The organism is Chroococcidiopsis sp. [FACHB-1243] (assembly GCF_014696895.1).
Lineage (GTDB): Bacteria > Cyanobacteriota > Cyanobacteriia > Cyanobacteriales > Chroococcidiopsidaceae > Chroococcidiopsis.
The window spans coordinates 21,655-47,560 of the sequence record NZ_JACJQX010000005.1; the positions used below are offsets into that span (position 1 = coordinate 21,655).

Genomic DNA, 25,906 nt, shown 5'->3' on the forward strand with positions numbered 1-25,906 from the left:
GCTAGGCTAGACATACTTGAGAGAACGAAAATGGTCAACTTCAACTTTAACTTTGCGAGTATTTCGGGCATTGTCTTAGCTGTAGCTGGGGCAGCGCTATATTTCCTCCGCAACTTTCGCCCTGGATTGGCGCGAGATCACGATATTTTTTTTGCCGCGATCGGTTTAGTCTGTGGTTTCGTCCTGATTTTTCAAGGTTGGCGGTATGACCCAATTATGCAATTCGGTCAACTGCTGCTGACAGGAGGAACAATATTTTTTGCTGTAGAAAGCGTGAGGCTACGGAGCGTAGCTACAGAACAAGCTCGACGCAATACTCGAATTGTAGACGAAGAAAGACCCGTCAGCTCTGCATATCAATACGAAGCAGAGTTAGACGAATACGATCCTTTAGAGGAAGAACGCACGATCCCACGGCGGATTCGAGGGAGCAGAGATGGACGTTCCACGCGCACGGACGATTACGATCGCGAGTACGATCGCGAGGATGAAATCCCCCGACGCTATCGCCGCGATGAGGAAGAACCAACCCGCCGCTCGTCAAGCCGTAGCGCGACTGAGAAAATTGCACCCGCCGACCGGACTCGTACTAGCACCAGCAAGCGACGTTCTCGTTCAGAATCTCGTCCCCTACAACCAGACACAGGGGAGGAAGATTGGAATGACTCTTCTCAGGCAACTAGAGAAGATGACTGGGAAGAAAAAGTGACTCGTACCAGCAAGCCGCCTCGCTCCGGTAGTAACGGCTCTAGACATGTGGAACAATCGGATACAGAATCATCTAGACCGAGAAAACGTCGTCCGCCTCAAAATTCAGTTTACGGTCAGGATGATGTCCAAGTTCCAGCTTCCGATTATGTCGATTACAAGCCAATCGAACGGTTTGACGACGATCGCGATAATTCAACTAATTTTGACGAGCCATAGTTTCGCGCGGATGGCGACAGCATAGATGAACAAATCTACGCTGAGACGGTTGCTGAAGTGGCTGTGTTGGGCGCTCGGTATAAGTATCTTGAGTTTGGCGATCGCAGCCTGTAGTCCTAGCGATCGCCAAGTTTGTTTGTCGGGCTTCCTGAATAGCCCCTATAGCGACGAGCAACCAGCCTTGAGTGGTGATGGGCGTTGGTTAGCGTATGTCTCAAATCGCGATGGCAAGCACCGTTTACTGTTATACGATCTACAAGACCGCTGCCTAGTTTCTCTACCGCGCATTCCCGCCGCAGCGATCGCAGAACATCCGAGCTTGAGTTATACGGGGCGCTATTTAACTTATTTAACTGGCGATCGCGGTAAAATTGTTTTGACGCTGTACGACCGTGCTACGCAACAAACACAGATTGTCAGCCAGTGGTATCAGGCATGGGTACGCAACCCCAGCATCAGTCCTGACGGGCGTTACATTGCCTTTGAAAGCAGTAAAAACGGGCAATGGGATATCGAAATCCTGGATCGAGGCGATCGCGTTGAGTTGGATATTCCAGATGGTACGATGACAGTTGTTAGGGAGCAGGGAGTAGGGAGCAGTGACCAGTTATCAGTTATCAGTGACTAGTGACTGGTGGCTAGTGGCTAGAATTATTTATCCCCCCTTGTCTCCCTCGTCTCCCTTGTCTCCCTTGTCTCCCTTGTCTTCCTCGCTCCTTGTCCCCCTTGTCTATCTGTTTCTCTCTAGTTATATTGCTCCTGGTTAGTTTCCTGAGTGGCTGTAGCGGCTCTCCCCATCTTTTAAGCTATCCCTTCGATCTAGGGGGACGCAGCCTCAACAGTCCCGCAGCAGAATTGTCTGGGCGCGTTGCAGGTGAATACGTAGTGTTTACATCCGATCGCTTCGGGCGACAAGATGTTTATTTATTCAATTTAAAAACGAGTAGCCTCGTCAATTTACCAGGATTAAACTCTGTTGATGCAATCGCCTCCGATCCCGACTTATCAGCCGATGGTCGCTACATTGTGTTTACTAGTAGTAGGCGAGGTCAAGTTGGTATTTTTCTCTACGATCGCGAAACTCGCCAGCTCAGGAATTTAACGGCAAATTTAGCAGCAGAAGTGCGCCACCCTACCATCAGCAACGATGGCAACAGGATTGCCTTTGAATCGAGCGCTAACGGTCAATGGGATATTTTAGTTTGCGATCGCGCTGGCAACCTAATTAACGTGCCGATGAACCCGCAGTGAACAGTTGTTAGTAGAGAGCGGTGCGTGGTGCGTGAAGAGGGGGTGTGGGGTGTGGGGTGTAGTGAGTGAATTTTGAATTTTGAATTGTTCCCTCAGCTCTCTTCCCCGACTCCCGACTCCCGCCTCCCGACTTCCTCATTCCTTACAGCTTCAATCAGCGATCGCACTTCTGCCACGCCTTCGGAAGGCTCGAATTTGAGCGGGAATTTGCCGCGTCCGAGCATTCGCAATCCTAAGGGTCCTAAACTGAGTAAGCCCCTGAGATCTCGCAGGTAATTTGATACAACGTGCAACCCAAACTTACGCTCGTCGATCCAGCCACCTTCTTTGACTAACTCGACTAAAACTTTACGGTGGCGGATGGAACGGCTATCGGCAGCATCTTTTAATGGTAAGATTTCCTGCTTGATCTGACTGATGCGATCCATCGGTGCAACATCCATCGGACAAACAGTGTTGCAGTAATAACAACGAGTGCAGCCCCAAACGCCTTGGGTTCCTTGGTTATACTTTTCTAACCGAGTTGCGGTTTCAGCATCGCGACTATCTGCTACCATTCGGTATGCTTTGGCTAAAGCATGAGGACCGACAAAATCGGGATTGATTTCGCGAGCATTGCATTCAGAATAACAAGCACCACACATAATACAGTTGCCCGTTCGATCTAATTGCGATCGCTCTGCTGGTGATTGCAAAAACTCCCGTTCTGGGATTTTTCTTGCCCCCGTGCTGACATAGGGATCGACTGCCTCTAGATGATTCCAAAAACTCTTCATATCTACTACCAGATCTTTGATGACTGGCATATTCCCCAAAGGAGAGATAATGATTTCTGGTGTCTTAACATCTCTATTCCTGCTCTCACCCGTGCTTAATTGCAGTCGGCTGACTTCGCTACCAATATTTTCTTTACAGGCTAAAGCTGAGCGACCGTTAATTCGCATTCCACAACTACCACAAATAGTATTGCGACAATTTTTACGAAATGCTAAGCTACCATCTTGCTCCCACTTGATCCGATTTAAGCAGTCTAAGATTGTATTTCCTGGTTCTACCTCTAGCTGATAAGACTGAACGCGAGGCGCGGAATTTTCTGATTGTCGGATGATTTTAAATAGAACTTGCATTGGCATCAACTAAATTTTGTAAATAGGAGCGATCGCGCTGATAAATCGTTGTTAACGCTACTTGACATTTAATCCATCCTTTCAAGGGAGATTTTGCTGCCTGGTTAGTTAAATTACTGCTCTGTAGTCGATCGCGCTGGAACTGCTTCTAGTCTAGAACGATCGACCTAAATCTGGTGGAATTTATCTAGCACCAGGGTCAAGTTTCAGGTTTGTCAACCCCTTTTTTAAAAAAATATATTTCCCCTCTTTGTGGGCGCATGAGTCGCTGGTACTGAAGAAATGAAGCTAGAGCAATTTCGTACTCATAAAGGTCAGGGATTTTAGATCGATTCCAATTTTATCTGCTCTGACAACAGATCCGATTCCCTGACCTCTTTGATGATTTGGGGGCTAGGCAGATCTCTTTTCTCGCCATAAATCAGTAAAAAGGGATGACCTCTTTCCTCCGATTTTACCTGTCTCGATCGAAATTTTTTTGGTTCTTTGCTGTGAAAGCTAAGCGCTTGCAACCATTTTTGGGGGTTAGATTCTGCTATGCCTAACCAAATTGTCCCCTTATAGCTAGCCTTTAGTTCAGTCCGCTACAGAAATAGGAAAAATTATTGATGTTTGTTGCATTTCCCAGTTAGAGTCCGAGGAGTGTCTGCTTGACTAAAAAACTTCGATGCTAGCGATCGAAGATTGTATATTTGGTAAGGTTGGTTAAAAAATTAAGATTAAATTTGCAAAGTTGAATTTAAAATGGGTAGTATCTAATTATGGAAAAAATTTTTGGAGAACAGGAGAGATTTGGACATACTTCTTCTATAAAATAAGAGATTAGCTACTTGGCAATTAGCCAGAGCAGTCGGCGATCGAAGATCGCATGTCAGTGGCAAATCAATAGCCTACAACTGACAAAGTGTAACTGATGACTGAAAAAATCGCACAAACAATGTGCGACTAGCAAAGAGCAACTTGACGATAGACAAAAAGCAAACAGCCCAGTCAATATCTGTCAAGCAAACTTTACCCACTTTGGAGAACGTAAGGATATTTGGAGCGTGAGTACTGAAACTGCAACCCATCCATTAACTGGAAAAGCATTGCTGCAAAAGGTAAAAGAACTTTCTAACTTACCTAGACGAGAAAGAGCAAAAGCCTGTGGCTATTATACGGTCACAAAAAACAGCCAAACTCGCGTCAATTTAACCGATTTTTATGATGCCTTACTCGCAGCAAGGGGCATTCCTCTGAGTCCTGAAGGACCAAAAGATGGTCGCGGACGGGAACCAACCTATCGCGTCAGCGTACACAAAAACGGTCAAATTGTAATTGGTGCTACTTACACCGAAGCAATGGGCTTAAAGCCAGGTGATGAATTTGAGATTAAATTAGGTTACAAACACATTCACCTAATTCAACTCGATAGCGATAAAAGTAGAGACGATAACTTAGACGATGAAGACGACGAATAAAAATGGTCGTTGGTCAATTATCATTGGTTAGCCACCAGCAATCAATGGCAAGTGACCGATGACAAATTTTATCTGAGGCGTGCTAATCGCGGATCGTATAACTGCCAAATCTTAATGTCATTCCAGACAATTGCACCTGTATCGATGATACAGGTGACAGAATTTTTTCTAGTATGGACTGCTTGCTGGCTACCATTAGCAATTGGCTGCGCGATCGCAATTAAATGGCGACCGTCTCAACCAATTACAAGTGGACAAAAATTACCACTGCTTGCCTCACTTTACGCGATCGCGCCCTTGATTTTATGGCAAGCCAGCCAGATTTTGGCAGTACCTTTTACTGATTGGGGCTTCATCTGGAATTGGCATCTGTTAATTTCTAGTGGTGGGGGTTTTGTAATTGGCGCGATCGGTATTACTAGTTTATTTGCCGGACAAATAGCTCTTGGTTGGGTGAAATGGCAGCAATCCGAACCAAAAAAATCTAGACAATTTGCATCAGTTGTGCTGCTAACTTTACTATTAGCAGTGTGGATTAGCGGCACGGAAGAATTAATTTTTCGCGGCTTCGTTTTCACTCAATTAGAACGCGACTTTTATTTAGGCTGGGCATCTGCAATTTCCAGTCTAATTTTCGCTTTGTTACATCTAGTTTGGGAGCAAAAAGAAACATTGCCACAATTACCTGGACTGTGGTTAATGGGTATGGTGTTGGTACTTGCCCGTTGGGTAGACAATGGAAGTTTGGGCTTAGCGTGGGGACTTCATGCGGGTTGGGTATGGGCGATCGCGTGTTTGGATACCTTACAAGTCATAGATTATACGGGTAATGCAGCAGCATGGGTTACGGGAAAATATGGTAAGCCTTTGGCAGGTGTAGTAGGGTTACTATTTTTACTAGCAACAGGCACGCTGATTTGGTTGTACCGAGTTTTTTACGCTTAAATAAAAGCGCGATCGCCTCATGAAACATCTCTACGAAAAAGATTTTTATGCTTGGACGCAAGCCACTGCTAGAGCACTAAAGGCAAAGAATTTTGATGCAGTTGACTGGGAGAATCTGATTGAGGAAGTAGAAAGCTTGGGCAGGCGAGAGAGACAAGAACTGAGAAATCGTTTGGGAGTGTTAATCGGACATCTACTGAAATGGCAGTATCAACCCCAGCATCGAGGTAATAGCTGGCTAGCCACAATTAAAGAACAGCGCCAGCAGATTCTATTGTTAATAAATGAAAACCCTAGCCTAAAAAGCTATTTAGATGAAGCAGTGGCGATCGGTTATTCTAGTGGCATTAACTTAGCAGTTAAAGAGGCGGAGTTGCCATACGAGGTTTTTCCACCTGTGTGTCCTTACAGCTTGGTGCAAGTGTTAGATGCTGAGTTTTTCCCAGCCTGAAAACCGAGATGAGAAATGCAGGTAAAAGCTGTCAATTACCCAACGCTAAGCTTCGCTATAGCGTGGGCTTGTATCTGAACTCCACCTCAACTCAGAATACCTAAGTAGGCGTTCTGATGAAGCTTCACCGTTCGATGCATCAGGGCGTACTGACAAGACACCCGTTCTTTCCCAGTCTTGCCGAGAAAGAAGCGTTCTTAGCGTTATATTTCTAGCTCCAACTAAATCAGCATGAAGCTCAAAATTACAGCATTCGCACCGAAAAATTAGCCCTTTATTCGGTCTATTGTTATTGCTAACATGACCGCATTTAGGACATCCAATACTTGTGTAGTTAGCATCGACTTTAATTGCTAAACTTCTAATAAAAACCGCCTTGTAGTCGATGAAAGTATGCAGTTCGGCGAATGACCATTTGGCTTGTTTTCTGTTGGCTTTTCTTTGCTTGGTTGATGCTTTTTTACCTTTCTTTTTTGGTTTAGTTCTGTCTCTAATATGAGTCAAATCTTCCAAACCAAACAAAGTACATGGTGTAACTATGCGCTTACTAATTTTGTGGTTGACATCAGCGGTAAACCGTCTCTCTCTTCCCGATACTAGTTTCAATCGTCTAGTAGCACTCCGAGTGCCTTTCCGCTGTAAGGTTTTTCTTGCTCTTTGATACTGATTTGCTTTGTGTATTGTCTCCGAACCTGAAAAAAACTGGGTTTGATTTTGTACGTCCGTTGTCACAGCCAAAAATCGTCTACCAACGTCTACACCTACGACCCTGCGATAGTTTACAGGCTCTAGTTCTGATAACTCCAACTCTAAACTCACCAATAAATAGTAAGTCTTAGACGATTTGGAGTAGTAGATTTTGGCTCCCCCTATTTTGCAACCACTTTTAATCAACTGAATATGCTTGTTATATCCAAAGTAATTAACAGTGATTCGTCCTTGGAGGGTGATGACACTAACCTGTTGATTCGGTTTGAAGGTAAAATCTCTCAAGTAGTTGAGATTACAAGTCCTAGAAACAAACTTAGGAGCCTCATCTAACCCCTTAAACCTATCTAGTGTTTTCCCAGTCCGAATGGCTTCTTCGTTTTGTTTTAGCTTAGTTAGCAGTCCTTTGTAAGTTGCGCCAATTTGCCGAGGCACGTTGCAAGCCATCTGAGAAGGAAGGTTAAATTCGGCGCGTAAATCCCTGTAAACTAGTTTTTGTATCCTAGTTCCATTAGATGATTTACCATTGTCGAAATTAACTTGGGAAGTGTAGTTCAGGGCATCTCGATAAGCCAAAGAAACTTCCCGTAACAGTTCTTTCTGTTCGGAACTCGCTTCTAGTTTTAGCTTAGCGGTGATGACCTGCAACATTAACACTTTCACGACATCTGTAATTATGATAATGTCGTGAAACTCGCTGAGGAGTCAAGTCCTTGTTGGGCATTCCTCCCTACGCCAAACCCCTTCGGGGCTATGGACGAGGGACTCCTTGCCCGTTGAAGTTGAAATTATGGGGTTTGGGATTATTGCTGAGTGCTATTGTCAATTTTTTATGTCACGCAAAGACGCAAAGACGCGAAGTGGCTTCTCGGAGAGTAGGTGCGAAGAAGCTCGCTAAAGGTGTTTAGCTGTGATAATTGTAACTGGATTGAGAGGGGCAAAGCGGGTGAGTTGCGCTATGGGTACGGAACGGGAGAGTTGGACTTGTAATAATTGATATTCCCAGCTATTTTGATGCTTGAACCAGTCTAGAGCCGTGCTGAGGTGTTCTAGGGTAGCAAGAGCAATGACTAAAACTCCGCCAGAAGATAAGCAGGAACAGGTGTCTAGAATGGAGGTTAAGTTACCACTGCTACCACCGATAAAAACGCGATCGCATCTAGGAAGATTTTGTAAAATCTCTGGAGCAGTACCGTGGATTGACGTAACGTTTTTTACGCCGAATCGTTGGCAGTTTTGAGTAATTAATGCACTACCAGCTGCCGTTTTTTCAATTGCGTAAATTTTACTAGTAGGAAATAAACGAGCAATTTCAATCGAAACCGAACCAGTTCCCGCCCCAATATCCCAAACGATTTGTTCGGGTTGCAGCGCCAGTTCGCCTAAAATTAAGAGGCGTACTTCTCGCTTTGTCATTAATCCTGGGCGATCGCTAAAACTGAGAAATAAACGATCTGGTATCCCTAGTTGCGGTAAGTTGGCTAAGTTCAGTTGCAGTTCTGGCTCGGATTGGCGGAATAAGACAACAATATTTAAAGGTGCAAAAGACAGATTGTCTGTAGAGTTACAGATAATCTCTCGACATACTTCGTCCTCGCCGCCCAAGTTTTCACATACCCAAAGTTGGTATCGATCGAGTAAATCTAGCGATACTAATAGACGGGCGATCGCATGAGGGTTATTTGTTTTATCCGTCAACAGGGCAATCTTCTCTACCCCTTGTTGCAAAGCCTGAATTAATTCATCTAGCGATCGCCCATGAGCGCTGATTGCTCTAGCATCTTGCCAGGGAACTTTGAGCCGATTAAATGCTAACTGTATTGAGCTGAGGTGGGGATGAAAAGTTAGGTGTTCTGGTGGGAGTTCCGCGAGTAGCAATCGCCCTAAACCAAAAAATAACGGATCGCCCGATACTAAAATGACAATACCATCTTTACCATCTGCTAAACAACGGCGAATTTGAGCGATCGCTTCAGTAAAATCTCTCAGAATTAGGCGCGGTGCTGGGTGGTGTGGAAAGTAATTTAAATGGCGATCGCTCCCTACAAGTAATTTTGCCTCCACAACTAATTGACGTACTGAATCAACCAGTCCCTCAGCTCCATCTAATCCAATGCCAATTACGTGTATTGGTGTCATTTATTAATTATCAGTTGACAGCGATCGGCGATCGGTAGAAAGTGGTGCGTGGCGCGGGAAATACTGACGACTTACGACTGACGATTTACGACTTATGACTCCCGTTCTAACGCCAACATAATTAAAGCATTTAAGATCGCAGCAGCGACGGAGGAACCTCCTTTGCGTCCTTCTACACGAATTTGATTGACTGGGGAGCGAGCTAATGCAGCCTTGGATTCAACTACTGAGATAAAACCTACTGGCGCACCAATTACCAAAGCTGGCAGCACACTGGCGGTTTCTAATTCTTGACATAAAGCTAAAAGCGCTGTAGGAGCATTACCGATCGCAAAAATTGCTCTAGGAAACTTTTCATAAGACTGGATTAATCCTGTTTCCGTGCGGGTTTTGCCTGGAAGAGCTACTTCAACTCCTTCTACAGCACTAATGAGTGGATTATCAAAAGTTTTTCTGAGCAAACTCACTACACCCTGTTTCACCATTCCTACATCAGTAATAATTGGCACGCGATCGCGAATTGCCTGAATTCCTGCTTCAATGGCGTTGGGACTAAAACGAATCAGATGCTGAAACTCAAAATCAGCCGTACTATGAATTACCCGTCTGACGATCGCATACTCAGCCGGACTAAATTTATCTTTATACGTGCCAATTTCGCGATCGATAACCGCAAAACTCTGCGTCATGATGGGATGGATCGGGAAGTTCACAGTTGTCAGCTATCAGTTATCAGTTGTCAGTGTACAGACGTTACATGTAAACGTCTGTACAAAACTAGTTCCACCATAAAATAAGTTTACTCCACTGAAACTATACTTCTCATTTGAGTTAGTCAATCTACGGCGATCGAGATGCTAGAGTATGCCAGTTGTCAGTTATCAGGGAGCAGGGAGCGATCGAGCAGTTATCAGTGACCAGTGACCAGGAAGCAGTTAATTCTCGAATTACGACTTACGACTTACGAATTACGACTTACTAACCGTGCCAATCTACTTCTACTGGGGTGAGAATGAGTTTTCGTTGCAACAAGCAGTTAATAGCTTGCGCGATCGCTTCCTCGATCCAAATTGGATGAGTTTTAACTACACGCAAATTCCGCCTACACAATCCGACGCTGTAATTCAGGGACTCAATCAAGCGATGACACCACCATTTGGGATGGGTAGTCGTCTTGTGTGGCTGGTGGATACCACTGTTTGTCAAAATTGTTCAGATGACTTATTGGCTGAACTAAAACGCACCCTACCAGCTATTCCCGAGACTTCAGTTTTGTTATTGACAAGTCGCAATAAACCGGATGGCAGGCTGAAATCGACTAAACTTTTCCAAGAACGTGCCGAAGTGCAGGAATTTGCGCTAATTCCACCGTGGAAAACAGATTTACTGCTTCAGCAGGTACGACAAGCCGCCCAAAGCTTAGGGGTGAAGCTCACTCCCAGTGCAGTAGAAGCGATCGTTGAATCTGTAGGAAATGATCCGCGACTGCTTTACAACGAACTGGAAAAGCTCAAACTCTATGCAGGTGAGAATTCTCCACCTATAGGCGAGAGTATTGTAGCAGACTTGGTTAAAGTCAATACTCAAAATAGTTTAAAGCTAGCAGAAGCAATTCGTCAGGGAGATACAAACAAAACTTTGATCCTCATCGGGCAGTTGATCGGTCGCAACGAACCCGTACTCAAAATCGTGGCGACGTTGATCGGACAGTTTCGGACTTGGCTATGGGTGAAGCTAATGTTAGAACGAGGCGAAAACTCGGAACAACAGATTGCTCAAGCAGCAGAAATTAGCAATCCTAAGCGAGTATTTATTCTCAAGCGAGAAGTGATGCAGATTTCTACACAGCAACTGATCGCTGCTTTACCCGTCTTGCTGGAATTAGAAGTGAGTTTGAAACAAGGTGCAGAACAAATAACGACGTTGCAAACAAAAGCGATCGCGCTTTGCCAGATTTTTTCATCATCTAACAGCTAGCTGTAAGCTGGAATAAAGCGCAGAGAGAAATGGCTGGAACTTCTAACTCTTAAAATGATTCAAAAGAACTGATACCTCCGGTATGACATTTTCTGCCAACATAAAATATGACTAAATTTTGCTATCTCTATTTACTAACCAACTTCAACCGGATGTTATCGCGATCGCTGCTTATTGGCGCAATTAGCGCGTTGAGTGTAGTTGCTGGACTACCCGATCTGCACAACTTCAGCAATTTCAACTTCAGCACTGCCGCATCTGCTCAAGACTTCAGCGAAGCAGAAGTTAACAATTATGCCAGAGCTGTTTTGGAGGCAGAACCAGTCCGCCAAACGGCTTTAACCGATCTCAAACAAAGTATGGGTTCTGAAGAGTTACCCCGCATTGCGTGCGATCGCGAAGATAGCATCTCTAACCTACCAGATAACGCTCGCAGTATTGCCAAAGGATATTGCTCGCAGTATGAATCAATTGTGAAAAAATACTTTAGTTCTTTTGAAGAATTTAATCAAATTACCAAAACAGTCCAAAATAATCCCGATTTAAGACAGCGAATTCAAGATGAAATGCTGCGATTACAAGGAAGCCCTTAACGAAGTCGTAATTCGTAAGTCGTAAGTAGAGAATTAACTGGTCACTACTCCCTGCTCCCTGCTCCCTGCTCCCTACTCCCTGATAACTGATAACTGATGTTAACTATAACCGATCGCTTACCAGCTATTAACAGTGCTGTCAATGCTTTTACCTTGGTGCTGACGGCGGAGGAACGTACGAAAAGCCGCCATCGCTTTGAAACTGAGGAAGGAGAAACGGTATTTCTACGTTTACCTAGAGGAACGGTGTTGCGGGATGGAGATCTGCTGCGATCGGATAATGGCGAATATTTGATTTTAGTCAAGGCAAAATCAGAACTAGTCTTGACAGTCACAGCAGCTACATCTTTAGATTTACTGAGGGCTGCATATCATTTGGGTAATCGTCACGTACCCCTAGAAATTGGTACTAACTATCTTCGCTTATCTCCCGATCCAGTATTGCAAGCAATGTTAGAACATCTGGGAGTCATGGTAATAGAAGAAAACGCTCCATTTCAGCCTGAAGTTGGCGCATATGGACATCATTAGGAATTCGGAATTAGCACTATTAAGTTTGCTGCAATTGGCGAGTCCGGTTTTACCAGTAGGAGCTTATAGTTATTCTGAGGGTATAGAAACGCTGGTAGAATGGGGGGCGATCGCAGATGCTAAAAGTTTGCAACATTGGTTGGAACGGGAATTGCATTTTGGCGCAATTCGGATTGAAGCGGCGATGGTAGTAAGGGCATACAATGCTGTTGTGACCAGCAATTTAACAGATTTAAATTATTGGAATAGTTGGCTATCGGCGGCACGAGAAACGGAAGAATTGCGTAATTCTAGTTGGCAAATGGGGCGATCGCTGGTGCGGTTGTTGTTGGACCTTGAGCCTCAGTTAAAATCTATATTTAATGCAGTAGGTCATTCAGTGAATTACGCGATCGCCTTTGGAGTGGCTGCGAATTCTTGGCAAATTTCTCAAGAAACTGCTGTTTTAGGTTATTTACATAGTTGGGCGACAAATCAAGTCACTGCTGGAATTAAGCTGATTCCTTTGGGACAAACTGCCGGACAACAGATTTTAATCAATTTACAAACTTCTGTAGTTGATGCAACTGCTAAGATACTAGTCTTAACAGATGACGAGTTAAGTAGTTGTAGTTGGGGTTTATCGCTGGCTAGTATGGCACACGAAACTCAATATACGCGCTTGTTTCGGAGTTAATCCTAATTTTATGACTAAAAACTATAAGTAGAAATTGCGATCGCCCCGATTCCCAAACCTAGCCACAAGAGAAAACAATACCTTGTCAGTTGTAGAGCTTGATGGATCTTTTCGGCTGTGATGGGATAAATTGCATCTCCAAGTAAAGGCTTTTGCTTGGCTACTCCCCGATACCAATTTGTCCCCCCCAGTTGTACGCCTAAGACAGATGCATAGGCGCATTCGCTCCAACCCGAATTAGGACTAGGATCTTTAATTGCATCTCGCTGGCACATTTGCCACACATACAAAGGCTTAAGCGATCGCAATGCGAGAGTTAATAATGTCAAACGACAAGGCAACCACGTCAATCGGTCTTCCAATTTAGCGCTAAATCTACCTAAATGAGTGTATGGTGCTTCTCGATAACCTACCATCGAATCGAGAGTACTTGCTGCTTTGTATGCCAAGGGCAGAAACGCCACATTTGTATATGGTATGAAGGCAGAGGCGATCGCGTAAAATAAAGGAGCCATAACCCCATCAGTAGCATTTTCCGCTACTGTCTCTAAGACTGCTCTCAAAATTTCTGGTGCTGAGAGTTCTTGCGTATCTCTACCAACATAAAGACTTAATTTCGCTCTCGCTTGTACCAAATCGCCAGTTTTCAAAGGTTGCAAAACATCTTCTGCTGCTGTTCTGAGACTGCGCCCAGCAAAACAACTGGCTAATAAAATGCTATCTGTCACTAGACCCAATAATGGATGTACTTGGCTAGCAGTGTAAACCATTAACCAGCTAACAGAACCACTGCCAAGAATTAATCCTAATCCTAAAACCACACCCGCCCAGTAGAGCGATCGCTCCGATCTCAAATATTTGAATGCGAAATAATTAAACTGAGAAATTAGCCATCCCATCACCCGCACCGGATGTGGAAAATCCCAAGGATCGCCAATTAAGTAGTCTAGAACTGCGGCGATGAGAAGAGGGCTGGGGGAGCTGGGGACAAAATTCACGCATTCAAAATTCACGCATTCAAAATTGGGACAAGGGAGACAAGGGAGACAAGGGGCTTCAGGTGCAACTACCAACTACCAATTACCCATTACCCACATCATACTCATTCCTCGCTTCTCACTCCTAAACCACAAAATTTGTTTCTTCTCCTTGAGCGGCTTGCCAACTACGGGCATCGTAGTAGAGATCGGCAAGAGTAATACTATACAATGCTTCTCTCATTTTTTGATGCAATCGTTGCCAGAGCGTAAAAGTGACCCAATCTTCTGCTTGTCCTGGTTCTGGTTGATGGTGGGGCAAAGGTTCGATAGTTTCTCCGACAGCAGCGAGAATTTCACCTAATGAAATTGCCGCAGGCGATCGCGCTAATTTGTATCCTCCTTGGACTCCCCGCACCGATGTTACTAATCCTGCTCGTCGCATTTCAATCAGTAATTTCTCTAAATAAGGAGCAGGAATTTCTTGTCGAGCGGCAATTGCTTTAACTGCTACCGGAGTGTAATTTGGTTGCAGGCTCAGATCGAGCAATGCTTTAACGCTGTAGTGACCCCTAGTTGTCAGTTTCATTTCTCAGTTATCAGTTATCAGTAAAGCAAGAGGCAAGAGGCAAGAGGTTTTTTACTTACGACTTACGACTTACGACTTACGACTTCTATTCTCACTCTTTTTATATTTAGAGAAAATTACTTTACACATTGATGCGTGCAGCAAAAATCACGTAGTTGTCTTTTGGAGTAGAGCAATTTTTCAGTTTAATTACCTACTGAGGGTAGATAAATAGACGAACGTCACTCGTTCCCGAACGAATAATTTTTCCCGAAGATGGCGATCGCGATCGCTACCACACAACCAACAGTACTTCAGTCAGTTTTTGCCAATGCTATTTCCTGAGGATGATTCGATTCGATCGGGGATTGACAAAGCTCGGACAGTTATTAGGATGACTCATACTATTTTCAATCAAAAAAATTTTCAAAATTAAGATCGAAAAGCTGAAAGAATCACTATAATCAGTGTATTATAGTTAGCTAAGCTGATACAAAGCTAAATTAAACTAAATCATAGCTTCAGTTAGCTGACAATTAAAACTGTAAACCACCTGCTCCAGTCGAAACAAAACTAAGTTGATGAATAAAAAGAAAAAGATCGAGCCTCTAGCCGGAGAAGCACTGCTCAAGAAAGTCAAAGAGCTAGATAGCCTGAGTAAAGAAGAAAAGGCAAAGGAATGCGGCTACTACACGACTACCAAAAATGGTGTAGAGCGTGTCAATATGATGAAGTTTCTCAACGCGCTAATAGATGCGGAAGGGATTGAATTAGATAGTACTTCCAACTCGAATGGGCGTGGCGGACGTAGTGCCAGCTACCGCATTAGCGTTCAATCGAACGGTAATTTGCTAATTGGTTCGGCATATACGAAGCAAATGGGTTTACAACAAGGAGATGAATTTGTCATCACTCTAGGGAAAAAACACATTCATCTCAAGCAATTAGATGGAGCAAAAGAAGACGTAGAGGCTACAGCTTGAGATTTAGGGGACGCGATCGCATCCAAATCGATCTGCTATTTCGTCAGACTTCAAGCTCAATTTTATCACCAGCAAACAGTACCTCAAGTTTTGCTAGAAAAGCGCTTTTTGAGAGTTGCAGAGTTAGTTTTTCACCCGAAAGTAAAGCTAGCGGGTGAAAGACTAAGCTGTTCAACTTGTAGTAGCGCAATAAATTTATTCAGTTACTTAGGCGGGTACTTATCAAGTTTCCATTGGAGAAACGCAGCTTAACAAACTTTCCACCAGAGGTAAGCAATTTATTGTTAAGGTTTCCTGACTAGAACTGATAAAGCCCGCCACTATATTATCGATCGCAAATTCAATTTGCGATTGACAGGGCGTTGACGATTAAATCTACTACTCACTAGCCACTAGCCACTACTCACTTTTTGGCAACGCTAATTCTTCTACAGGTAGTGAAACTTTGAGATAAGGATGAAGCGCTTTGCGAGTTGTTGCTAGTTTACACGTTAAAGCAATTTGTTCCCGTTCGAGTAAGCCTAAAACATGCTCTGGCTTATCTCGATCGACAATTGGTAACTGATGTAACCCCCTGGCTCCCATTCGAGATAGAGCCTCAGACAAAGGTTCATCCGTGTAAGCATAAAGTAAATCGGTCGTGCAAATATCGACCAAACGAGCATCGGCATTTTCCCAAGTTGCGATCGCCCGATTAATATCTTCTAAAGTCACAATTCCTAGTAGTTGCAGTTCGGGATTGACCACCAAAGCACTACGACAGTGAGCGTTAGTCATGGATAAGCCTGCTTGAGATACAGACATAGAATCTGGCAACATTAGAGGCGTTTCGTAAATTGCTTCTCTTACCAATATTTGCTGCACAATTTCTCGATCTTCGTCCCCAACTAAATTCAAATTCAACTGTTGTAAATTGGCGCTAGATTCAGGAGTTACGCTTTTTTTTAGCCGTTCTACTAACCAGACACTTAAGCCTACCGCCGCCATCAACGGTAAAACAATGCGATAGTCGCGCGTCAATTCAAACAATAATAGAATTGCTGTTAAAGGAGCTTTGGCACTTCCAGCTAGTACAGCTGCCATTCCCACCATCGCGTAAGCTGGCGGACCAGCCATATACATGCCAATTTGTGGTAGCAGTGCCGCTAAAATTTTGCCATATGCTGCTCCCAACGAAGCACCGAGAAACATTGCTGGAGCAAAAACCCCGCCAACCAAACCGCTGCCCATACTAATCGCCGTGGTTACTAGCTTCAGCACCAGCAGAATTAACAATAGCAGCAAAGAAAACTCAACATCCTGAAGCATAGCTTCTATGGTTTCGTATCCAATGCCTAAAATCTGCGGATAGAGCAACGCCACCAAGCCGACACAAGCACCACCAATCACCGGATGCATTGGCAAGGGAACGCGACCCAGCCAAGCAAAACCTTTAACTTGTCCGCGAAAACAGGCTCGTCCCCAAAGGAGTAATTGAGTGTAGGCGATTGAAATAACGCTAGCAGCTATTCCCAAGCCGACATAGAGCGGTAACTCTAAGGAGCTGCGAACCTCGTATACAGGTAAAGCAAAAGCTGGCTGTCCTCCCAAACCAATTTGGGCAACCAACGCCGATACAACCGCTGCTAGCAAGACGACGCTGACAGCCGAATTAGCAAATGTCGTTCCCAACACCACTTCGAGAGCAAAAAAGACTCCCGCAATGGGAGCATTGAAACCCGCCGCCAAACCCGCCGCTGCCCCTGCACCTAAAAGTAGACGCTGGCGTTCTTGCGAGACTTGTAGGACGTGAGCGAGTAACACGCCAAAATTAGCTCCAATTTCGACACTGGGACCTTCAGGACCGAGCGAAGCACCACTACCCAAAGATACAGAAGCAGCTACCATCTTGGTTACAGGCTGAAGTCGCTGCAAAATAGCATGTCGCGTAGCACTACCAGAAGCCGCAGCAATTAAAGAAGACAGCCCAGGACCGAAATCTTGCCTGCGCGTCAGCATCAATCCGACAATGAATCCGCCCAGAGTTGGAACCAGAGCGATCGTCCAAGCACCCCAAGCGGAGAGCGTCCCCATCAAATTAACAAAAGCAACGTAGTGAACGAGTTCGATTAAATAGTGAAATGTCACCACACCCATACCCGTACCGCCGCCAATCAAGACCGCTAGAAGTAAGACAACGGCTTCTGGAGAAGGCTGAAAGCGATTGAGAATGTGGGCAATAGGGTTAGAAGTAGCAGTAAGCCCGCCAGATTGTGGCTGACTCACCTCAGACAGGGAACGATCGGTCATTTAGAGATAAAAAACGAAAAATAAAGTTAAATTATTTTCACAATCTACTATTACTCATTCTCAGCGATTTTTCTGAAGCCAGACAAGTAGATAGTTGCGATCGTTTAAGAAGCTTTGCTAAGCAAGTGCGATCGCGCTCGAAAAAGAGTTATAAGAGTGCTTAAATGTAGGTTGAGAGCTAATTAGCAATCCCTAATCCTCTTGCGTTCGTCATGGGCAACCGCAAATGACAAATGACTAGAGTAAAGTGAGTAGTGAGTAGTGAGTAGTGGCGATATGAGTTGGTAGCAACGAGAGCTGGTAGCTAGCCACTCACAAATGACAAATGACAACAAACACCATCTAGCTTGTAGCTTAACTATTTTCAGTATGCAGATAAAATCAGACGATATATTGAATTAGCGTTTAAGATAGAAAAAATAAAAATTCATAGATTCACGTAATCGAACGCTCTAGGCGTGAAGAAACTCGTAAAGCCCCAAATACTCTCAAAGATAGGGGCTAATATCAGAGCGGCTGGTATGTACTTCTACCAGTTTTGTCAAAAAGGTTTGGCAGGAGCTGCCTATTGCCATGGTTCGCATCTGCCAGTCCCCACCCTCGACTTGGGGACAAAAGCTAAATTTTTAGTTTGGTTCGATCGCGATCGCTTTATTGGTTGGAATTAGCAGTTTTAAATTGCTTATGCCAACTATTTATCACGCTCCCCAGGTTCGACGCATTAGGTTATCGCTGATGAACACTCACACTGGAAACCACTCTCTCACTTGCCCGATTTGTCAACGTACCGAACAGCTCAAGCCAATCAAAGGCAATCGCGGGCTTTTTACCTGTCCTAATTGTCAAGAAAAATTAGTTGTCAGTTGGAGCGGTCATTACGTGCGCGACCCCCAATGCTTAAAACAAGTTATGGTGGCGCACGCGCTGCGTCGTCAAAGCCGACCTTGGGCAAGAATCATCCGCGACCTTGGTTCGCTCAAACGTCCTGTAGCAGTCTTAACTGCGGGTAGTATCTTTTTGTTAGGGATTAGTATCTTCAGTCTAGATAGCCTCAACAAACAACAATCTCCCTGGGACAGATTGGTGGAAGATGTTAAGGAAATAGCAAATTGAGTCAGTTATCAGTTGTCAGTTAACAGCGATCGGCGATCGACGATCGGTGACTAGTTAGTTTTGACTTTTGACTTTTGACTTACGACTTCTCCCTTGTAACTAGCGTCCAGCCAGAGGCTTGACCGAGAGATTTAACTGATGGTAGCTGCAAGCGGTTGAGGGTAGAACGATCTAATAGTAGAAAAGGTTGGGGTTGCTGCCAACGTTGTTGTAGTTGGCTGAAGCTGCTACTAATGACGCGGCGATCGCTGTAAAAATCTAAGGAAGGACGATTATAGGCAAAGGAAGTGTAGATTTCTCGGTTTGGAGGTGTGCGAGCTTGAATGAGAGCAGCTACGGGTTTGACTTGGTAGGCTTCTGCTAGTTCCCAAACCCAGTGGTGAGATGTGACGAACAGTAACAGGGCAACGTACATGCCCCAAATGAGTACGATTATAAATTGTCTTTCTCCCCTCACAGCTAACCAAGCACTTAAAGTCATCGTGCCCGCTACTGCTGCTAAAATCCACTGTAATTCCCAGTCGGGATCGGTATTCCAAGGACTGTAGTAGAGACTGGCTGCCCACGTCACCACCGCTAGTAAAGTTAAAAATGCGATCGCGTAGCGGGGATATTTAGCTGGATAGGGTTGCTGCCAAAACTGAGCCAATTGGACTCCTACAGCCAAAGCGATCGCGGGGTAAACTGGTAAAACATACCAGGGCAGTTTAGTTCCCATTAAGGAGATTACTAGCAAGTAGCCTCCGCCCCAAACCAAGATCAGTTTTGCCCAACTCCAGTTGCGATGATTCCAGGTATAAAGCAGACCGCTAGGTAAAAAAATTAACCAAGGGAAGCAGTATTTGAGAATTTCAAGCAAATAAAACCAGGGGGGATGTTGGTGGTTTTCTACCGCTTGCCAAATCCGGCTGAGGGACTGATCGACGACAGCGCGATCGGTAAACTGATGTCCGTATTGCCACCACTGGGCAGCATACCACGCCGCTACAGGCAAGCTCCCGATCGCGATTCCACCCCATAAATACCAACTACCTAACAAGCGGGGTGTATCCCAAAAGAGAAATAAGAGGGCGATCGCTCCGAGTAACAGCCCTACCATACCTTTAGTCAGTCCAATCAGTCCTAAACCGATGCCTACGCCCAAGCAGTAGCGCAGATTGCGCCGCGATCGCAACAAACACCAAACTGTAAATAGAAAAAAACTGACGATCGCACCATCTAACATTGCCAGCCTGCCGTGACGTAGTACGGGTAGCATGACTAAGTAAACTAAAGCCGAGAAAATCGCTGGCGTGCGATCGTGAAAAATTTCTCGTCCAATACTGTATAAGATTGGTATGCTAAGCGCGGTTAGTAATGCCCCTGGTAAACGAGATGTCTGCTCATTCACCCCACCAATTGTATAGGTGAGAGCGATGAGCCAATGCATGAGGGGTGGTTTATTTAAATAAGGTTCGCCGCCTATAGTTTTTGGGTGCAGCCAGTTTGCAGGCGATCGCCATATTTCTCTTGCGACTTGCGCTACCGTACCTTCGTCCCAGTCTCGCAACGGTAAGTCACCCAAGTTTTTAGTATATAGAAGTAGTGCTGCCAAGAGCAGCCCCCAAATCCATAACCAATCGGCTCGGCTATGCAGCTGAGATTTCCAATGCTTAGCATTATCCCCAGTCAAAATCCAACGACGCATCTAAGTTTTAATACTCAAGGCTAGGTGTCAATATAGTCGTGAATTAACGTTCCACTTTGTAGCTGTTTGGCTTGTCTCAGGTGTCAGCAGGGAACGAGTACAATTTACCACTTCTTTCTATTCTTGCCACAATTACTGGATTGCCTATAGGTTGAAATTGTCCTAGATGCTGCGCGGGTTTGACTGATAAGGCGATTGCTTACCATTCTTGATATAGCTTTTGGGCGTAAAACATAATTTCTTCGTTTGGTAGGCGCATTTTTGGTTTTTGCCTGGGATATAAATTCTCGATTGTTTCTGTATCTTGGCGGATGACTTCATCTACTGCTTTGAGGAGCGAATTCTTTAATAAGATTTTTAAAACTAAATTCTGAATTTTGGCAAAAACTAAAACAAATGTCTTAGTACCATTTTCTGTTTCAGGATATAAAGAATGAATTTGAATGAATTGACCAGAAGGAATTGTAGCAATAAATGAAGTTAGAGAAGGAAAGGAATATTCAAATTGATTGACAAAGGTTTTCGGAACGGTGAGTAAAACTGGATTGCTAGCAAGTTCTCCTAGCGTGTTACTGTCTCTAGTAACTTTCTGGAGGAGTTTTGTACTGTAGCCATTTTCCTGATATTCATCAACCTCAATCGCTTTAATTCTAAATATTTCTCGATGCGTGCCATTTTGGTGATTGTAATCGTAATTAATTAAAAGATTGCTTAAAAAATCACCTTGAATGCTTTTACTTCCAGCAATCCCAACAAATTCAAAACCAGGGGTAATTCTTTCAATTAATTCAGGAATGGGAATTTTCGGCTCATATCCTCCATATGTCCAGATATTATCGCCGATCGCAGTCAAATCTAGTTTTTCTAATAAAGGTTGAGTTACTGTTTTCTCTCGGTACAACTGCCCTTGCGTGTCAAATTCTAAGGCGTGAAACGGACAGGTAATGGTATCTCGCTCTCGACAAATCCAGCCATCGGAGAGAGGAGCTTGCATATGAGGGCAAATATTATCTAAGCCAAAGACTTCACCTTGTTGATTTTGCCACAGTACGTAATCCCGACCGTTAAGAGTAATTTTATGGAGTTTATTAACTCCTAACATTGAGCGATGAGCAATCAACCACGGCGCACCAGGGAGAATAGGATGCATAGACTGACCTCTTAAAGATCTAAAATATATGACGGTTTATTCGTATTCTTCAAAATATGACGGATTGTTCGTGTTTGTCAAGCAAAGGTAGTGAGTCACCTACAAAATCTATGCGTCGTTCACCGAAGCAACAACGAGGTAAGCAAAGGGTAGAAAGAATTTTAGATGCTGCGGCTGAGCTATTTGGTGAGGTAGGTTATGAAGCCGCTACAACCCATGCGATCGCAGCACGGGCAAATACAGCTGTTGGTTCGCTTTACCAGTTTTTTCCTGATAAAGCAGCTATCTTCCGCGCTCTCGAAATTCGTCATGTCGAACGAGTAAAAGCAATGTGGGCTAAGGTAAACACGCCTGCGATCATTCAGTTACCTCTGAGACGGATGATTCAACGGCTAGTAGCAGATGTTGCCAAACTATTCGAGCAACCGACATCTCGTGTTGTTTTCGTGCAATTTTTTACCGCACCAGAAATATTCCAAACAATTGACGAGAGTTTGACTCAAGAGGCGATCGCATTTATGGCTAGTTTATTGAAACAGCGCCATCCTGCTTTGAGTGACGAGCGGTGTAGCTTATTAGCCGAAGTCTGCGTTCATTGCAGCAATACGTTAATTTTGATTGCTCTCCGCAGCAGCGAAACTCACAGTCAGCAGCTCATCCAACAGATTGAAGATTTACTCGTATCCTACCTAAGTCCTCATGTCGGTGATGAGGTATTGCAGGATAAGGTAATGGAAGTAATGAAATGCCCTCACTGCCAATCCGAACGACTATCTAAAAACGGGCATCGCCACGGCAAGCAGCGTTATTTGTGTAAAGATTGCGGCAAGCAGTTTCCAGCATGGAAAGGAGCATTGCCATGATTCAGTTTTCACCAAAGCTCTAAATGACTAGATCCGTTTACATTTATGCGCTGCCAAACTAGCGTTAACTTCAGCTACTCTTCGTATTGTGTCATTACTTTTCGGTACTGTTGTGCAGTCAGCGCCATCTCCGCTAATATTTCGCGTTGCTCCTGCACGATGCTTTGCGCCTCTTCCGCAACACGTCGCGCCTCTTCCGCAACACGTCGCGCCTCTTCCGCAACACGTCGCGCCTCTTCCGCAACACGCCGCGCCTCTTCCGCAACACGCCGCGCCTCTTCCGCAACACGCCGCGCCTCTTCAGCCTGCTGCCTTATAGCCTCTTTTGTCTGCCGCATCTCCTTTGCGAATTCTCGGCTCTCCTCAGAAGCCTGACGGTCTTTCTCCGACTGAATGCGCTGTTCTTCAGCAGCAGATTGGCGCAATGCAGCTTGCTTCTGCTGCTCGGCACTTGCCTCTCGCTTTATTTCCGACTCGCGCCGAGCTTGTTCGGCGTTTTGCCGTTCCTGTTCTGTTTTCTGACGCTGTTGCTCGCTTTCTGGCATTGTTCTGTTCTCCGTCTAAGTTTAGTCAAGCCGCAGGGTTCAACTAATAATCGAGTGAAATTACGGGCAGATACTAACAACTACAGTGCGTCTGCCTTTCTCATGTAAGGAATCTACTCAACGCGATCGCCTGTGCTACTTCGATCGCATCTCATAGACTCGACAAAAACTTTCACAAAAAGTATCCTTCAATACAGCAAATAAATCATTATTCTCATGCTTCCCTTGCTTATAAATCCTCAGATACAGTAACAGTACGACTCGCGTGGAGAAGATTCAACCATGCTATGTGTAGACGAACTGTTAACGCTGGAGTTGTTTCAACAGCTCTCTCAAGAGCAAATTCACTGGGTTTGCGATCGCGCTCAAGAAATGGAGCTATCTAGCGGCAAAGTCTTTGTCAAACAGGGAGATCCGCCACGCGGCTTTTATGTCATGCTAGCAGGTCGGGTGAGCATTACCCGCATCAGCGAAGGGATCGAAATGCCGATCGGACAGCACCAAGCACCTACTTTTTTTGGCGAGATCCAAGTTTTAACTGATGAACCAGTCCCCGTAACGTTACGCGCCCTTTCTGACTGTCGGCTCTATGAAATTTCAGGCGATGACTTTCGCACCTTACTACATAGTTGCCGAGGCTTCGAGCGCTTAATATTTCAAGCCGTACAGAAACGATTGCGCGGTTTAGAGTCTTTTATTCAAAATCGAGAGAAAATGGCAGCTCTAGGCACGCTAGCTGCCGGCTTAGCACACGAACTCAACAATCCGGCGGCGGCTGTCATTCGTGCTTTACAAGACATCACCCCAGCACTGCTCGAACTCCAACGGATGAATTTTGTTTACGGACAGCTCCAAATAGAGGCAGAACATACAGAAAAATGGCTCAAAGTACGTGACGATGGTTTGGAGGCAGTTGTTAACCGTCGCATGAACCCCATTGAATTTAGCGATCGCGAGGAACAATTGCTTGAGTGGTTAGAAGACTATGGCGTAGAAGATGCTTGGAAATTAGCAGAACCGCTAGCAGCTGGAGGTGTGGAGGTAAAAACTTTAGCTCAGTTGACTCAACGCTGGAAAGACGATTCCACAGAACTAAAAGGCATGGGGTTGCGCTGGCTGGCGCTGTCTTTTGAGATTATGTGTACGGTTTCGAGTGGCTTGCGGGGAGCGCAGCGAATTTCTCAGCTCGTCCAGTCGATGAAATCTTATTCTTACATGGATCGCGGCGCGCAACAAATTGTTGACGTTCACGATGGAATTGAAGATACATTGCAATTATTTGCTTACAAATTTAAGCAAGGAATTGAAATTCAGCGGAATTACGATCGCTCTTTGCCTAAAATTCTCGCCTTTGGTAGCGAGTTGAATCAAGTTTGGACGAACTTAATTGATAATGCAGTGGATGCGATTGCGGGGAAAGGAGTAATTGAATTAGCTACCGCTCAAAATGGCGATTATATCCAGGTACAAATTACCGATTCTGGTGCGGGAATTCCCGTAGAAATTCAATCGCGTATTTTCGAGCCTTTCTATACGACAAAGCCTGTAGGTTCGGGTTCGGGGTTAGGTTTAGATGCAGTGCGGCGCATTGTCGAGAACCGTCACCAAGGGACAATTACATTTACATCGCAGCCTGGTAAGACTTGTTTTACAATTTGTTTGCCAATTGCTACACACAGTTATCAGTGAACAGTTCTCAGTTATCAGTGACTGATAACCATAGTTTCCAGGCTATATCCGAGCCTAATTTTAATCATCTGGAGGTTTTGTTTGCGTGCGCTCTTTCCAGTAGCCAGGTTTTCGGCTGCAATGCATCACGGCTAGGATAAGAATATATTCTGACTCAACTGTGTAAAGGATTCCATAGGGAAATTTTCGCGTCAGACATCTCCGAATATCTTCATCAATAACGCGCCAGCGAGTAGGAGACTCTCTAATTCTATAAATTGTGTCCTCGACTGCATTAATAAATGCTTGCGCTACTTCGGCACGATTCTCTGCATAGTATTGAACGGCTGCGGCATATTCAGCAAGTGCTTCAGGGTGAAATACATATCTCATTACTCCAGCAGCCGCCTCACATACGCTAAAGCTTCATCTCCCGAAATGGATAGAACATTACCTTTTTGGATTTCGTCTCGCCGCTGCTTCGCTTCGTTAATCCAAGCTGCTTCAACCCTTGGATCTGCATCAAACTCTAAGCTTTCTACTAATTTTTCTGCTAAAAGCGCCCTTGATTCACCTGGTAAGGATAATGCTTCTTCTAAAAGCCTCTCGATAGATAGCATAACTATTAACCTTCATCTTCATCATTAAAAATATAGTAACTTACATCAATAACTAATATCTTAATTTATAGTAATCCTAAATCATTCACGCATAACAGACATTTTTCTAATGAAGTGAGCAAAGCTTATTCCTCGATCGCGTAGATTGCTGGTAATTGGCGATATTTTTCATCCATGTCAATACCGTAACCGACAATAAAGCGATCGGGAATTTCAATTCCCAAATAATCGATTTCAACTTGAATTTTGCGGCGGGAGGGTTTATCGAGTAAAGCACAAAGTTTGAGCGAGGATGGATTATAAGCTTTCAAGATTTCTATTGCTTTTGAAGTTGACAACCCAGTATCGACAATATCTTCAACTAAAATGACATCCTTGTTGTTAACAATACCTTCAGTTAAACTCATTAACATCTTGACTTCACCCGAACTAGTGGTAGAACAACCATAGCTAGATAAACGGATCAGTTCGACATTACAAATCGGAGTTTGCATCTGCCGGATCAAATCGGCAAGAAAGATAAAAGAGCCTTTCAAAACACCAATAACAATTGGGAACCTATTCTGATAATCTCGATCCAACTCCCGTGCTAATCGCTGTACTGTTATTGCTATTTCTGACTGAGAAATGAGTGGAACGAGTTTTTCATCCATAGTTA

Annotated in this window: 27 protein-coding genes and 2 pseudogenes; 16 read left to right on the plus strand and 13 right to left on the minus strand. The window is 44.4% G+C overall.

Features of this window, described 5'->3' with window-relative positions; all coding sequences use genetic code 11:
* Window positions 1–30: 30 nt before the first annotated feature.
* From H6G17_RS05005 to H6G17_RS05015, 3 genes are all read left to right on the plus strand, one after another.
* The gene (locus H6G17_RS05005) at window positions 31–927 is read left to right on the plus strand and encodes a Ycf66 family protein (RefSeq protein ID WP_192154742.1); all 897 of its coding nucleotides are present in this window, start codon (window positions 31–33) and stop codon (window positions 925–927) included.
* Window positions 928–952: 25 nt separating this feature from the next.
* Window positions 953–1,555, plus strand: coding sequence for a PD40 domain-containing protein (locus H6G17_RS05010; RefSeq protein WP_192154744.1), 603 nt, complete (start codon window positions 953–955; stop codon window positions 1,553–1,555).
* Window positions 1,556–1,653: 98 nt separating this feature from the next.
* Window positions 1,654–2,178 carry a PD40 domain-containing protein gene (locus tag H6G17_RS05015; protein WP_199316522.1) on the plus strand — a complete coding sequence of 175 codons (525 nt, stop codon included), beginning with the start codon at window positions 1,654–1,656 and terminating at the stop codon, window positions 2,176–2,178.
* A gap of 92 nt (window positions 2,179–2,270) precedes the next feature.
* Here the strand turns inward: H6G17_RS05015 and H6G17_RS05020 are convergent, their stop codons facing one another.
* Window positions 2,271–3,305, minus strand: a complete 1,035-nt coding sequence (locus H6G17_RS05020; protein WP_192154746.1) for a succinate dehydrogenase/fumarate reductase iron-sulfur subunit — start codon at window positions 3,303–3,305, stop codon at window positions 2,271–2,273.
* 1,046 nt (window positions 3,306–4,351) lie between these two features.
* Between H6G17_RS05020 and H6G17_RS05025 the strand changes: the two genes are divergently transcribed.
* From H6G17_RS05025 to H6G17_RS05035, 3 genes are read left to right on the plus strand one after another with little or no spacing between them, the layout of a single operon-like run.
* Window positions 4,352–4,765: an AbrB family transcriptional regulator gene (locus tag H6G17_RS05025; protein WP_015156891.1), complete on the plus strand. Its 414-nt coding sequence runs from the start codon at window positions 4,352–4,354 to the stop codon at window positions 4,763–4,765.
* Between the two features lie 51 nt (window positions 4,766–4,816).
* Window positions 4,817–5,710 carry a CPBP family intramembrane glutamic endopeptidase gene (locus tag H6G17_RS05030; RefSeq protein WP_347276411.1) on the plus strand — a complete coding sequence of 298 codons (894 nt, stop codon included), beginning with the start codon at window positions 4,817–4,819 and terminating at the stop codon, window positions 5,708–5,710.
* 19 nt (window positions 5,711–5,729) lie between these two features.
* Window positions 5,730–6,161: a DUF29 domain-containing protein gene (locus H6G17_RS05035; RefSeq protein WP_192154748.1), complete on the plus strand. Its 432-nt coding sequence runs from the start codon at window positions 5,730–5,732 to the stop codon at window positions 6,159–6,161.
* 45 nt (window positions 6,162–6,206) lie between these two features.
* Here H6G17_RS05035 and H6G17_RS05040 read toward each other — a convergent pair whose 3' ends face one another.
* The 3 genes from H6G17_RS05040 to H6G17_RS05050 all read right to left on the minus strand — a co-directional run bounded on the left by H6G17_RS05040 (window position 6,207) and on the right by H6G17_RS05050 (window position 9,721).
* Window positions 6,207–7,520, minus strand: coding sequence for an RNA-guided endonuclease TnpB family protein (locus tag H6G17_RS05040; RefSeq protein ID WP_192155110.1), 1,314 nt, complete (start codon window positions 7,518–7,520; stop codon window positions 6,207–6,209).
* A 243-nt stretch (window positions 7,521–7,763) separates the two neighbouring features.
* Window positions 7,764–9,008, minus strand: a complete 1,245-nt coding sequence (gene cbiE, locus H6G17_RS05045; protein ID WP_192154750.1) for a precorrin-6y C5,15-methyltransferase (decarboxylating) subunit CbiE — start codon at window positions 9,006–9,008, stop codon at window positions 7,764–7,766.
* Window positions 9,009–9,100: 92 nt separating this feature from the next.
* On the minus strand, window positions 9,101–9,721 hold the full coding sequence (locus tag H6G17_RS05050) for a precorrin-8X methylmutase (RefSeq protein WP_192154754.1): 621 nt from the start codon (window positions 9,719–9,721) through the stop codon (window positions 9,101–9,103).
* Window positions 9,722–9,992: 271 nt separating this feature from the next.
* On the opposite strand from H6G17_RS05050, the gene holA reads away from it, so the two are divergent.
* From holA to H6G17_RS05070, 4 genes are all read left to right on the plus strand, one after another.
* The gene (gene holA, locus H6G17_RS05055; protein WP_192154756.1) at window positions 9,993–10,985 is read left to right on the plus strand and encodes a DNA polymerase III subunit delta; all 993 of its coding nucleotides are present in this window, start codon (window positions 9,993–9,995) and stop codon (window positions 10,983–10,985) included.
* 107 nt (window positions 10,986–11,092) lie between these two features.
* Window positions 11,093–11,578 carry a DUF4168 domain-containing protein gene (locus H6G17_RS05060; RefSeq protein WP_192154757.1) on the plus strand — a complete coding sequence of 162 codons (486 nt, stop codon included), beginning with the start codon at window positions 11,093–11,095 and terminating at the stop codon, window positions 11,576–11,578.
* 96 nt (window positions 11,579–11,674) lie between these two features.
* Complete coding sequence (gene ureE / locus H6G17_RS05065) at window positions 11,675–12,109, plus strand: urease accessory protein UreE (protein ID WP_192154758.1); 435 nt, start codon at window positions 11,675–11,677, stop codon at window positions 12,107–12,109.
* Window positions 12,096–12,785 carry an urease accessory protein UreF gene (locus H6G17_RS05070; protein ID WP_192154759.1) on the plus strand — a complete coding sequence of 230 codons (690 nt, stop codon included), beginning with the start codon at window positions 12,096–12,098 and terminating at the stop codon, window positions 12,783–12,785. Before ureE ends, H6G17_RS05070 begins: the two co-directional genes overlap by 14 nt.
* Window positions 12,786–12,799: 14 nt before the next feature.
* Here the strand turns inward: H6G17_RS05070 and cbiB are convergent, their stop codons facing one another.
* Together cbiB and H6G17_RS05080 are read right to left on the minus strand one after the other, a co-directional pair.
* Window positions 12,800–13,798: an adenosylcobinamide-phosphate synthase CbiB gene (gene cbiB / locus H6G17_RS05075; protein ID WP_347276412.1), complete on the minus strand. Its 999-nt coding sequence runs from the start codon at window positions 13,796–13,798 to the stop codon at window positions 12,800–12,802.
* Between the two features lie 109 nt (window positions 13,799–13,907).
* Window positions 13,908–14,351: an Rrf2 family transcriptional regulator gene (locus tag H6G17_RS05080; RefSeq protein ID WP_015156901.1), complete on the minus strand. Its 444-nt coding sequence runs from the start codon at window positions 14,349–14,351 to the stop codon at window positions 13,908–13,910.
* A 560-nt stretch (window positions 14,352–14,911) separates the two neighbouring features.
* On the opposite strand from H6G17_RS05080, the gene H6G17_RS05085 reads away from it, so the two are divergent.
* Window positions 14,912–15,313 (plus strand): AbrB family transcriptional regulator, encoded by a 402-nt coding sequence (locus tag H6G17_RS05085; protein WP_192154763.1) that lies wholly within the window; start codon window positions 14,912–14,914, stop codon window positions 15,311–15,313.
* Between the two features lie 399 nt (window positions 15,314–15,712).
* Here the strand turns inward: H6G17_RS05085 and H6G17_RS05090 are convergent, their stop codons facing one another.
* Complete coding sequence (locus H6G17_RS05090; RefSeq protein WP_192154765.1) at window positions 15,713–17,602, minus strand: chloride channel protein; 1,890 nt, start codon at window positions 17,600–17,602, stop codon at window positions 15,713–15,715.
* 521 nt (window positions 17,603–18,123) lie between these two features.
* Between H6G17_RS05090 and H6G17_RS05095 the strand changes: the two genes are divergently transcribed.
* Entirely contained in the window at window positions 18,124–18,270 is a 147-nt protein-coding gene (locus H6G17_RS05095) for a hypothetical protein (protein WP_192154767.1), read from the plus strand.
* A 67-nt stretch (window positions 18,271–18,337) separates the two neighbouring features.
* The gene (locus H6G17_RS05100; RefSeq protein ID WP_041463490.1) at window positions 18,338–18,715 is read left to right on the plus strand and encodes a hypothetical protein; all 378 of its coding nucleotides are present in this window, start codon (window positions 18,338–18,340) and stop codon (window positions 18,713–18,715) included.
* A 79-nt stretch (window positions 18,716–18,794) separates the two neighbouring features.
* Here the strand turns inward: H6G17_RS05100 and H6G17_RS05105 are convergent, their stop codons facing one another.
* Both H6G17_RS05105 and H6G17_RS05110 read right to left on the minus strand, forming a co-directional pair.
* Window positions 18,795–20,402: a glycosyltransferase family 39 protein gene (locus H6G17_RS05105; protein ID WP_192154771.1), complete on the minus strand. Its 1,608-nt coding sequence runs from the start codon at window positions 20,400–20,402 to the stop codon at window positions 18,795–18,797.
* Between the two features lie 199 nt (window positions 20,403–20,601).
* Entirely contained in the window at window positions 20,602–21,552 is a 951-nt protein-coding gene (locus H6G17_RS05110) for a Rieske (2Fe-2S) protein (RefSeq protein WP_192154780.1), read from the minus strand.
* Window positions 21,553–21,662: 110 nt separating this feature from the next.
* On the opposite strand from H6G17_RS05110, the pseudogene H6G17_RS05115 reads away from it, so the two are divergent.
* Window positions 21,663–22,232 (plus strand): annotated as a pseudogene (locus H6G17_RS05115) (TetR/AcrR family transcriptional regulator); the annotation flags it as partial.
* 60 nt (window positions 22,233–22,292) lie between these two features.
* Window positions 22,293–22,388 (plus strand): annotated as a pseudogene (locus H6G17_RS33310) (TetR/AcrR family transcriptional regulator); the annotation flags it as partial.
* A gap of 101 nt (window positions 22,389–22,489) precedes the next feature.
* Here the strand turns inward: H6G17_RS33310 and H6G17_RS05120 are convergent.
* Window positions 22,490–22,960, minus strand: coding sequence for a hypothetical protein (locus H6G17_RS05120; protein WP_192154784.1), 471 nt, complete (start codon window positions 22,958–22,960; stop codon window positions 22,490–22,492).
* 282 nt (window positions 22,961–23,242) lie between these two features.
* On the opposite strand from H6G17_RS05120, the gene H6G17_RS05125 reads away from it, so the two are divergent.
* Complete coding sequence (locus tag H6G17_RS05125; RefSeq protein WP_192154786.1) at window positions 23,243–24,649, plus strand: ATP-binding protein; 1,407 nt, start codon at window positions 23,243–23,245, stop codon at window positions 24,647–24,649.
* Between the two features lie 60 nt (window positions 24,650–24,709).
* Here H6G17_RS05125 and H6G17_RS05130 read toward each other — a convergent pair whose 3' ends face one another.
* From H6G17_RS05130 to hpt, 3 genes are all read right to left on the minus strand, one after another.
* Window positions 24,710–25,021 carry a type II toxin-antitoxin system RelE/ParE family toxin gene (locus H6G17_RS05130; RefSeq protein ID WP_192154788.1) on the minus strand — a complete coding sequence of 104 codons (312 nt, stop codon included), beginning with the start codon at window positions 25,019–25,021 and terminating at the stop codon, window positions 24,710–24,712.
* Window positions 25,021–25,248 carry an addiction module protein gene (locus H6G17_RS05135; protein ID WP_192154790.1) on the minus strand — a complete coding sequence of 76 codons (228 nt, stop codon included), beginning with the start codon at window positions 25,246–25,248 and terminating at the stop codon, window positions 25,021–25,023. The genes H6G17_RS05130 and H6G17_RS05135 overlap by 1 nt, the downstream gene beginning before the upstream one ends.
* A gap of 125 nt (window positions 25,249–25,373) precedes the next feature.
* A complete protein-coding gene (hpt, locus tag H6G17_RS05140; RefSeq protein WP_192154792.1) occupies window positions 25,374–25,901 on the minus strand; it encodes a hypoxanthine phosphoribosyltransferase in 528 nt (175 codons plus the stop codon).
* Window positions 25,902–25,906 lie beyond the last annotated feature (5 nt).